We start from the raw sequence: 9,404 nt of genomic DNA, 5'->3' as shown, positions 1-9,404 counted from the left end.
ATCATGGCGGATGCATTTGCTGCGGCAGGACTGCCCGCTGGCGTGCTAAACATAGTTCAGGGTGGTCGTGAGACGGGCGGAGCGTTGTTGAACGCTGATATCAACGGATTGTTGTTTACGGGTTCTGCCAATACAGGCGTGTTCTTTCACAAACATTTTGCGGGTCGCCCTGAAGTCATTCTTGCGCTTGAGATGGGTGGGAATAATCCCTTGATCATATGGGACCCCGCAGACGTGGACGCCGCCGCTGACATCGCGGCTCAGTCTGCTTTTCTTACGACCGGACAGCGGTGTTCCTGTGCGCGCCGGGTGATCTTGCCGGAAGGGGCGTTCGGAGACGCTGTGATTGAGGCCATTGTAGCCCGTGCCAAGGGGTTAAAAATCGGAGCGTGGGATGAAGACGATATCTTCATGGGGCCACTCGTTTCCGAGCAAGCTGCCACAAATGCAGTCGAATTCCAGATGATGCTGTCCAAGAAAGGTGGGCAAAGCCTGCGCCGCCTGAAACGGATGGATCGGGGCGGCGGTTTTGTGACTGCAGGTGTGATTGACGTCACGAATGCCACGGACATCCCGGATGAAGAATTATTTGGTCCATTGATGCAGATTATTCGTGTACCCGACTTCAATAGTGCTCTGGAACGTGCAAATGCAACACGCTACGGCCTGTCAGGCGGATTAATCAGCGACGATGATGCGCTGTGGATCCAGGCGCATTTGGAAATGCGGGCAGGTATACTCAATCGGAATCGCCCGACTGCCGGTGCCAGCGGCGCGATGCCTTTTGGTGGGCCCGGTCTCTCAGGAAATTTCCGTCCGGGTGCCTACTATGCTGCAGATTACAGTGCCTGGCCACAAGCCAGCCAGGTATCTCAGACTGCCACGCGGATGACCGCGCAAGGTTTCCCAAAGTAGAACAGAACGAAGGATTGTGAGCGTGGCGCACGAAGTAAACTTCGACGGACTGATCGGACCCAGTCATAATTACGGAGGTCTGTCTGACGGAAATCTTGCGAGCGCGGCGAATGCGGGTGATATAGCCAATCCGCGAGAGGCCGCCTTGCAGGGTCTGGAAAAGATGCGGATGCTGATCGCACACGGTCTTGTTCAGGGTGTGCTTCCGCCTCTGCCACGACCGAACTTTGATCTTCTCGTCTCGGCGGGCTTCGGAGGAACGGATGCTCAGATCATTGAAGCGGCTTCGAGAACGGCGCCCGGACTGCTGAAGGCAGCGTATTCAGCCTCGAGCATGTGGTCCGCCAATGCCGCAACTGTCTCGCCTTCGGCAGATACGAGAGACGGCCGATTGCATCTGACGACGGCGAACTTGTCGACCATGCTGCACCGCGCGCATGAACATCCGGACGCGACCGCGAGTCTGATCTCGATCTTTTCAAATGATGAGAAGTTTGCGGTCCATGGTGCGCTTCCCATGCATCCAGATTTTTCGGATGAAGGCGCAGCCAACCATGTCCGCCTATGTTCGTCTCATGGGGAAGAGGGGGTAGAACTATTCGTCTATGGCCGCGAAGCAGGTGAAAGTACGATCGGGTTCCCATCGCGTCAGTCAAAGTTGGCGAGTGTATCGGTCGCCCGTGGGCACGGGCTCAAATCCAATCGTTGTGTCTTCATTCGGCAGTCCCGTGCGGCAATCGACGCCGGAGCGTTCCACAATGATGTCGTATCGGTCGGTGCGTTGGATACACTGTTCTTCCATGAACTTGCATTCGAGGACAGAAATGGCGCGCTGGATGCTATTCGACGCGCGTCTTCCGGCCTGTTTGACTTCAAGCCCGTGATGGTTCCACTTGCAGAAGTACCCATTGAGGACGCCATTCGCGCCTATCTTTTTAATTCTCAGCTCTTGAAGATGCCCGAAGAAGATCGCCTCGTGCTGGTCGCGCCTACAGAAACGGAAAATACTGAATCGACGCGCGCCTATTGCGAACGCCTTGTCGAAAGCAATGGACCAATCGGGAAGGTTATCTACGCCGACGTCCGACAATCCATGCGGAATGGCGGCGGTCCAGCCTGTCTCAGACTTCGGGTTGTCATGACCGATGATGAGATCGATGCCTGTCACCAGGGCGTGTTGATGGATGAGGAAACCATCGACGAGTTGCAGGAGGTTGTCCGACGAACTTTTCGGGACCGTTTGGCCCCTGCGGATCTGGCCGATCCCTTGTTCGCAAATGAGTGTCGAGAAGCCCGGGAGGCCTTGTTGGGTGTGCTTGATCTGGAAGGGCTCTGCTAGTGATCCGAGTTTATGAGTATTGGCGGTCTTCGGCGTCCTATCGGCTGCGAATTGCGCTGAATCTGAAGGGCGCCTCATACGAGACCATTCAGGTCAACATCGCTCCGGGTGCAGATGAGCAGCTTGGTGACGCTTATCATGGAGTGAATCCGCAAATGCGCGTGCCGGCCATTGAGGTCAATGGGCAAATCATCGGCCAGTCCATGGCAATACTGGAGTGGATCGAAGAAGCATTGCCGGGACCATCCCTTCTGCCGACAGATCCGATCGAGCGTCTCGAGGTCCGCGCATTTGCCGACACGATTGCCTGCGACATCCACCCATTGAACAACTTGTCGGTGTTAAAAGAGTTGAGGGTCAATTATGGCGCTGATGATGCGGGTGTACGCGCATGGTATCATGACTGGATCCGGCGGGGCTTCGATGCCCTGGAATTGCAGGTCGCAAAGCGGACGCCGAAAGCCTTTCTCTTTGGCGAAACTCCCGGGCTCGCGGAAATCACACTCATTCCGCAGATTTACAATGCCCAGCGATACGACATGAATTTGTCAGCATATCCGGCCTTGATGGCAATGGCGGAGAAGTGCCTGGCATTGTCAGCCTTCAAGAAGGCTGTTCCTGTAAAGCCTGAAGCCTAGTTCTCTTCACCATCGCGTTCATCATCGGTCTCACCGGGACGGCGAATGTCGACGATCTCGACCTCCTCGAAGTCACCGAGAGGCTCTGCCATCTTGCCGACATTCTCGTCGAGCCAGGTTGGAAATGATGCAATGAGGTCACCGCCGGGTGTGCCTTCGCTTGTCAAAATCCAGAGACCTTTTTTCTTGTGCGCCGGCACGACAATTTGGCAGCTCGCCGCATCGTTCAGGCGATCGCTGCAATAGGGAAGCGGTTCATCGACAGATGCAGGTTCGCCTGAAACAGCCAACGGGGGAATGCCATCCTTGGTGTCTGAAATGGACAGAAAGCCGCCGAAGCGTTCCCGCAGGGACGAGTCTTGTTCCAGGCGGGCAAGGATAGATTCCGGCAATGGGCGGTCATGAGCAATGACCAAGGCACGACCACGATTGTCGCGTCGGAGATAGGACTCGAAAGCGCGGGTCAGGTCGTCATGGGTCGCATTGTCTCGATAGAGGGGGGCATAGACCTCACCAATCAATCCGAGGGGGTCTTTCAGTGACTGGGCCTGACGACGCCCTCTGAGTTCACGTTTCTGCAATTCCGATTGCGTGGTGCCCTTGAGGGCCGAATCTTCACTGACGAGGAACACGTCGACACCCCAACCATCCACCCAGACAGGGGCCGTCTCCTCCACCGGGAGGGCAGACCAGCTTGAATCTTCTGCATATTTCAGAGGATCCAGTTCGAGTTGAGGGCGCGGCGAGATGAAGGTGTTCCAAACCCAAGGACCAGCGCCAATGGCCAGCACTGCCGCAATTGCGATCAATACAGTGAAACGTTTCATCTGCTATTCCTGATATGAAGTTTGTTCTGTGTGAAACAGGTCAGTCGGTCTGCAGGCCAGAATAGCCCGGTTGATCGACAGACAACTGGTCAAATGTGGTGGTTTTGAGGTGTTCCAACAAACCAGGTGTGGTCAGATCCATGTCGCCGCGTTGCAGCAGGGTGCAAAGCTGTTCATTCAGGTCGCGAGCGGATGCGGTGGCGTCTGCATCGAGTAGAGCCGCAAGTCGTTGCCGCTCGGCTGCTTCAGCGCTTGGCCGGATATCCAATTCTCTGAGAACAGTCGCGAGAACATTCGAGGCGACCCGCGCGTGAAAGGCGGCATGCCCCGTCAATGAAGGCATGGCGGTTTCGTCAATAAAGGCTTTCACCGCCGTGATCATCTCTTTCTGGGAAGGCGCGTCGTGCATGAATCAGGCCCTTTTCTCGAGCAGATTGATCAAATCAATCTCGGTTTCGGACACGCGTCGCCCAATGGCCGCACGTTCCACGCTTGGATCGGCGCCAGACCGGAAGGCTTCGTACATGATCATGCACATGATGCCCCATTTCAGACTTCCGAGGATTTCCCACCAGTCGATCTCCTCGGTGGAAAAAGTACGACCGCCCGCAGTCTGATAAGTCTTCAACAGCTCATCCAGGTCTCCAAAACCGCCAACGCGGTTCTTTGAATAACCAAAGCGCCATGAATTGACGCAGAGCCAGGCAATGTCTTCGCGGGGATCACCAAGATGAGCGAGTTCCCAATCCAGTACGGCGGCAAGCCCCGTCTCATCGACGATCAGATTTCCAAGTCGGAAATCGCCATGTACGAGAACCGGGGGGACCGCGTCCGGTCGATTCGATTTCAGCCAGGCAATGGCAAGCTCGAATGCCGGGCGAGGAAGGTTGAAGTCGCGATAGATGGTTTCGTATTTCGCAAGTTGGTCCAGGCCGCCACTCTTGGGCAAATCCGGCAAAGCTTCCGGAGGAATTTGGTGAATGGCGGCGAGCGCTTGGCCACACTGTTCTGTCAGTCTTCCGCGAGCGGCCGAGTAGATGTCATCTCGCAGAATCTTGCGGGCGATGGTCTGTCCCGGAATACGGTTCATCAGGAACGCTTCGCCAATATCGCTGTCAGGCTCGAATACCTGAACCACTTTCGGAGCAGGAACCTCTCCCTCAGCACAGGAGAGCAACTTCGCCTCAGTGCCCAAGCCGATGGCTTCGGAATTGCGGGCAGCGCTGACACCGCCCGGTACGCGGCGCAAAATCAGGTCGACAACTTTGCCGCCCTGTTCAACATCCAGGCTCCAGGTCTCTTGACTGGCACCTCCTGACAGGCGAACCAGCCGTTCAACGGTCGCGTCAGCGCCGTAAAATTGCCCGGCCCATGCCTGTAAACCCTTTAGAATCTGATCTTGGCTACCCATCTTGTCACAATTGCGCGGAACACCCATCCCGCCAAGGCGTAACGCCAAGTCACCCCTGACCGGACGCCGAAGGAAACTATTGATGCCGAAGTCGAAAAAGAGAGATTACGGACTTCTTCCTACGGAGCCGCCCCCACGAGTCAGCCTGTTCGGCTGGCTCAGGGGACGCTTCTTTGCAGGCATGTTCATCGCCTTGCCAGTCGTCGTGACATTCCTGATTCTGCAATTCTTGATCAGTGAAATCGACAAGCGCGTTGTGCCCTTACTGCCGGCGGCACTGAAACCTGAAACTTATCTCAATTACGCAGTTCCCGGTTTCGGACTGATCGTGCTCATCGTGTTTCTTACCGTGCTGGGCGGCATTGCGACGAATCTCATCGGTCGTTCCGTCATCAGTCTGGCTGATCGCATTCTGACCCGTGTTCCCTTCGTCCGTTCGGTCTATTCGGCGTTCAAGCAACTGGTTGAAGTCTTTGCGAGTAACAATACCGAACAGTTCAGCGAGTGTGTTCTGATCGAGTACCCGAAGAAGGGCACCTGGTGTCTTGGGTTCGTGTCGAGCCCTGCGAAGGGCGAGCTGAAAACGGTTCTTGGGCCCGCATTCATTGGAGTATTCGTGCCGACGACTCCGAATCCCACGTCGGGCTTCTTGATGTATGTGGAATCGAGCGAAGTCGTACGCCTCGACATGACGGTTGAGGAGGGCGCTAAAATGATCCTTTCGGCCGGTCTGGTGGTTCCCGAGCATCTGCCGATCAAAGAGGGCGATGCAACATCGACTCAATCTACTCCGTCGCCGGAGCCTGAATCCGGGGCGTAAGGAGTTCCCGAACGAGCCGAAGTGCCTGGCCCCGTTCACCAGAAAGCTGGGGATCGCGACTTACGATGGCTTCGGCGTCCTTTTTTGCGATTTCGAGCAGCGGGGCGTGTCGCGCTAGATCGAGTACCCGATAATCTGTGGCCCCAGCCTGTTTCAAGCCCAGCATATCGCCGGGGCCACGAAGTTTGAAATCCGCTTCAGCAATTTCAAACCCGTCCTCTGTGCGCCGGAGCGTGTCGAGCCGCTCATGCGCTGTTTCGCCCAAAGGCGGCCTGTAGAGCAACAGGCAATAGGATGGACGATCACCCCGACCGACGCGACCTCGCAACTGATGGAGTTGGGCGAGGCCAAACCCCTCTGCGCGCTCGATCACCATGATCGTGGCTTCTGGCACATCGACGCCTACTTCGATCACCGTTGTTGCGACCAATAACCTGGTACGCCCTGCGCGGAAATCTTCCAGTGCGGCGTCTTTCTCTGCAGGCTTGAGGCGACCATGGACAAGCCCCACAGCCACATTCAATTGGTCGGTCAGAGCCGCATGACGGCCAACGGCAGTGGAGTCATCGTCGTCGACATCAACCTTGGGGCATACCCAGAAAGCGCGCTCGCCCCGACGCAACGCCCGACTCACGGCATCTACTACCTCATCCAGACGTGTGTCTGGGATCGCACGGGTTTCGACGGGGACGCGGCCGGGTGGCTTTTCATCCAGTATCGACACGTCAAGATCTCCGTGAACCGCCTGTGCCAAGGTTCGAGGGATCGGTGTCGCGCTCATGACAAGCATGTGCGGACTGAGGGCCTTTCCAGCGAGGCGCATGCGGTCAGCCACGCCAAAGCGGTGCTGTTCGTCGACGATGACCAGACCCAGATTGCGGAATGCGACGGACTGCTGGAAGAGGGCGTGGGTGCCAGAAACGACGTGGATGCTCCCGTCGGCCAGTCCCATCAATATGCTTTCGCGCGTCGATGCCTTGTCTCGCCCCGTCAACGCGGCGACGGTGTAACCTAGCGGTGACAGAAGTCGATCCATGGTTTCATATTGCTGACGGGCCAAGACTTCCGTGGGAGACATGAATGCCGTCTGGAAACCAGCGCTCGCAGCTTGAACCGCGGCCATCGCACTGACCAGCGTTTTGCCCGCGCCAACATCACCCTGAAGCATCCTGCGCATGGGGGAGGTGGACGACATGTCGGCGGCGATCTGTTCGAATGCACGCGTCTGGGCGCCGGTCGGCTTGTAGGGGAGCGCGCGCAAGAGTGCTTGGTGAGATTCAGCACTCACCGGGACAGAGGGCGCCGCTCTTTTGGCGCGGCTTGCGCGAGCCAGCGCAAATGCTGATTCACGCGCAAGCGCTTCGTCATATGCCAATCGCTCGCGCGCCCTTTCAAACAGTTCGGGATCATACTCTATCGGTCCATGAAGGCAGCTCAGGGCCGCTTTGAAGCTCAACCAACCTCGCGCCTTGACCAAGTCGGGATCCGCCCATTCCGGTAAATCATCGGCGATATGATCCAGCGCTTGAACGGCGAAGCTGTGAACACGTTTGTTCGTCAAACCCGCTGTAAGACCATAGATGGGTTCGACAGCAGGAGGCATTGGGCCTTTGGCGGGATCAACAATGTGATCGGGATGGGTCATCTGGCGCTCGCCATTGAACTCTTCGACCATTCCAGATACGACACGCTCCTTGCCGATCGGAAATTGGCCTTGCAGCCATCTGCCGTCAGCCCGGAAAAAGGCAAGTGTGAGAAATCCGGTGCCATCGTACAGAACGATCTTGTGCGGAGATCGATCAGAATAGGGTGCGTTATAAGCATGTACTTCGCCGCGAAGGGTCGAGACCTCGCCGATCACCGCATCATCAATGTATTCTTTTACCCGACGATCCACCCAGCGCTCCGGCAAATGAAGCAACAATTCCCAAATACTGTCGCCACCTGTCAGGCGCTCCAGCACAGGCTTCAGCTTCGGGCCGACACCAGACAAACTGTCCAGGCCCTCAAACAAAGGAAAGAGTCGTTCGTCCCGCATCCCAACCAGACTATGCGCGCGCGGTGCGCTGCACAATCGCCGCTGTTTATTCCAGCTGCGCGTTCTATATGGTTTGGCAAATCAAAGGAGCCGAAGAATGGAAGCACGTCGCCGAAAACTCAAATTCAGGGCCTGGCGACGCGGATTCCGGGAAATGGACCTTCTCATGGGTTCGTTCGCAGATGCGCATATTGGTTCGTTCGGTGAATCAGAACTTGATGAATTCGAGGGTCTGCTCGGAGTTCCGGATTGGGAGGTCTATGCGTGGCTGATTGGCCAAAAGCCTGTGCCTGAGACTCATCGCGGTCCCGTGCTGGACCAACTCATCGCATTCCGATACGCCGCCCAAGGCGGTTAAGTCAGCCTTTCTTCCCATTTCTGTCGAATACATCGTGCCCATGACTCCTGTAGAGCTATTGAAATCCCTCAGCGGTCCGGCCGCCATCTCTGGTGCGCCGTTTGGTGCAGACCTGATTGCCTTTTGTGCCGCATTACAGAAGCGCGGCGGGGCGGGAGTTTATGTCGCCCGTGATGACAAGACAGCGGCCACAGCGCGGCGGGTGGCGCAGTTTGCCGAGCCCCGTCTGGAGCAGGTCGACCTGCCAAGTTGGGACACGCTGCCCTATGATCGGGTCAGCCCGACAGCGGGAGTCTCCGCTCGCCGATGCGCCGCACTTGCGCGGTTATCTCGCTATGACCCGGAGCAGGGTCCAATCCTGGTGGTCACCACCGCATCGTCGCTGGTTCAGCGGGTGCCTCCTGTTAGCGTGCTACGCCGGTCTTCATTCGCGGTCACGCTCGGCCAGTCCGTGAACCAGAAAGAACTTACCGAGTATCTTGCCGTAAATGGCTATTTGCGATCAAGCACCGTGCGCGAGCATGGGGAGTTCGCGATTCGGGGCGGGATCATCGATATTTTCCCGCCGACCTCTCCTGAACCGTATCGTCTCGACTTTTTCGGCGACACATTGGAAACCCTCCGCACCTTCGACACCGAAACGCAGCGGTCTACAGGGGATGCGAAAAGCGTCGCCTTTGCACCGGTCAGCGAAATCCTGTTCGACGATGATGTGCTGGCGCGGTTTCGCGAGAAGTACCTGGCCGCGTTCGGACCGCCTTCGGGCGACCCGGCTTATGAAGCCGCGCGCGCATCCATCCGGCGGCAGGGCGTGGAAGGCTGGCTGCCATTGTTTCATGACCACCTGGAAACAGTATTCGACTATGTGGGCTCAGACCCGCTTATAGGCATGGGCCATCTCGCCGGTGAAGCGTCCGCAGAACGCCTGTCGCAAGCTGAAGACTATCATGCCGCCCGTTTGGAGGCGGGTGAAGGAGATGTACGACAGGCGAAAGTGTTGCCGCCGGATTCGCTTTACCTGACTCCAAGGGAATTGGAGGCCGGGCTCGCTTCGCGAG

At 57.1% G+C, this 9,404-nt stretch carries 9 protein-coding genes and 1 pseudogene; 6 read left to right on the top strand and 4 right to left on the bottom strand.

Going from position 1 to position 9,404, the window contains the following annotated elements; translation table 11 throughout:
* From B4F73_RS06025 to maiA, 3 genes are all read left to right on the top strand, one after another.
* Positions 1–915, top strand: a 915-nt coding sequence (locus tag B4F73_RS06025; RefSeq protein ID WP_290482736.1) for an aldehyde dehydrogenase family protein, incomplete at its 5' end; no start/stop codon positions are given.
* 16 nt (positions 916–931) lie between these two features.
* Positions 932–2,254, top strand: a complete 1,323-nt coding sequence (locus tag B4F73_RS06020) for an N-succinylarginine dihydrolase (protein WP_349679545.1) — start codon at positions 932–934, stop codon at positions 2,252–2,254.
* The gene (maiA, locus tag B4F73_RS06015) at positions 2,254–2,892 is read left to right on the top strand and encodes a maleylacetoacetate isomerase (RefSeq protein ID WP_290482734.1); all 639 of its coding nucleotides are present in this window, start codon (positions 2,254–2,256) and stop codon (positions 2,890–2,892) included. Before B4F73_RS06020 ends, maiA begins: the two co-directional genes overlap by 1 nt.
* Here maiA and B4F73_RS06010 read toward each other — a convergent pair.
* From B4F73_RS06010 to B4F73_RS06000, 3 genes are read right to left on the bottom strand one after another with little or no spacing between them, the layout of a single operon-like run.
* The gene (locus tag B4F73_RS06010) at positions 2,889–3,719 is read right to left on the bottom strand and encodes a hypothetical protein (protein WP_290482733.1); all 831 of its coding nucleotides are present in this window, start codon (positions 3,717–3,719) and stop codon (positions 2,889–2,891) included. The two genes, maiA and B4F73_RS06010, sit on opposite strands and share 4 nt — an antisense overlap.
* 40 nt (positions 3,720–3,759) lie before the next feature.
* Positions 3,760–4,128 (bottom strand): DUF6285 domain-containing protein, encoded by a 369-nt coding sequence (locus B4F73_RS06005; RefSeq protein ID WP_290482732.1) that lies wholly within the window; start codon positions 4,126–4,128, stop codon positions 3,760–3,762.
* Between the two features lie 3 nt (positions 4,129–4,131).
* The gene (locus tag B4F73_RS06000) at positions 4,132–5,178 is read right to left on the bottom strand and encodes a phosphotransferase family protein (protein ID WP_290482731.1); all 1,047 of its coding nucleotides are present in this window, start codon (positions 5,176–5,178) and stop codon (positions 4,132–4,134) included.
* 34 nt (positions 5,179–5,212) lie between these two features.
* Between B4F73_RS06000 and B4F73_RS05995 the strand changes: the two genes are divergently transcribed.
* Positions 5,213–5,950, top strand: a complete 738-nt coding sequence (locus B4F73_RS05995; RefSeq protein WP_290482730.1) for a DUF502 domain-containing protein — start codon at positions 5,213–5,215, stop codon at positions 5,948–5,950.
* Here B4F73_RS05995 and recG read toward each other — a convergent pair.
* A complete protein-coding gene (recG, locus tag B4F73_RS05990) occupies positions 5,916–7,988 on the bottom strand; it encodes an ATP-dependent DNA helicase RecG (protein ID WP_290482729.1) in 2,073 nt (690 codons plus the stop codon). The genes B4F73_RS05995 and recG overlap by 35 nt on opposite strands.
* Before the next feature lie 166 nt (positions 7,989–8,154).
* Here recG and B4F73_RS05985 point away from each other — a divergent pair, with 166 nt between their 5' ends.
* Both B4F73_RS05985 and B4F73_RS05980 read left to right on the top strand, forming a co-directional pair.
* The gene (locus B4F73_RS05985) at positions 8,155–8,346 is read left to right on the top strand and encodes a succinate dehydrogenase assembly factor 2 (RefSeq protein WP_242517295.1); all 192 of its coding nucleotides are present in this window, start codon (positions 8,155–8,157) and stop codon (positions 8,344–8,346) included.
* Positions 8,347–8,386: 40 nt separating this feature from the next.
* Positions 8,387–9,404 (top strand): annotated as a pseudogene (locus B4F73_RS05980) (transcription-repair coupling factor); the annotation flags it as partial.

Origin of the sequence: Hyphomonas sp. UBA3601, from assembly GCF_002375605.1 — a bacterium.
GTDB lineage: Bacteria > Pseudomonadota > Alphaproteobacteria > Caulobacterales > Hyphomonadaceae > Hyphomonas.
The sequence above is the reverse complement of the archived record's forward strand: the minus strand, read 5'-3'. Positions and strand labels throughout refer to the sequence as shown.

Bases quoted from the DNA above. Each gene is read 5' to 3' on its own strand.
- recG (WP_290482729.1), bottom strand. From the start codon at position 7,988: ATGCGGGACGAACGACTCTTTCCTTTGTTTGAGGGCCTGGACAGTTTG.
- B4F73_RS05985 (WP_242517295.1), top strand. From the start codon at position 8,155: ATGGGTTCGTTCGCAGATGCGCATATTGGTTCGTTCGGTGAATCAGAA.
- B4F73_RS05995 (WP_290482730.1), top strand. From the start codon at position 5,213: ATGCCGAAGTCGAAAAAGAGAGATTACGGACTTCTTCCTACGGAGCCG.
- B4F73_RS06010 (WP_290482733.1), bottom strand. From the start codon at position 3,719: ATGAAACGTTTCACTGTATTGATCGCAATTGCGGCAGTGCTGGCCATT.
- B4F73_RS06005 (WP_290482732.1), bottom strand. From the start codon at position 4,128: ATGCACGACGCGCCTTCCCAGAAAGAGATGATCACGGCGGTGAAAGCC.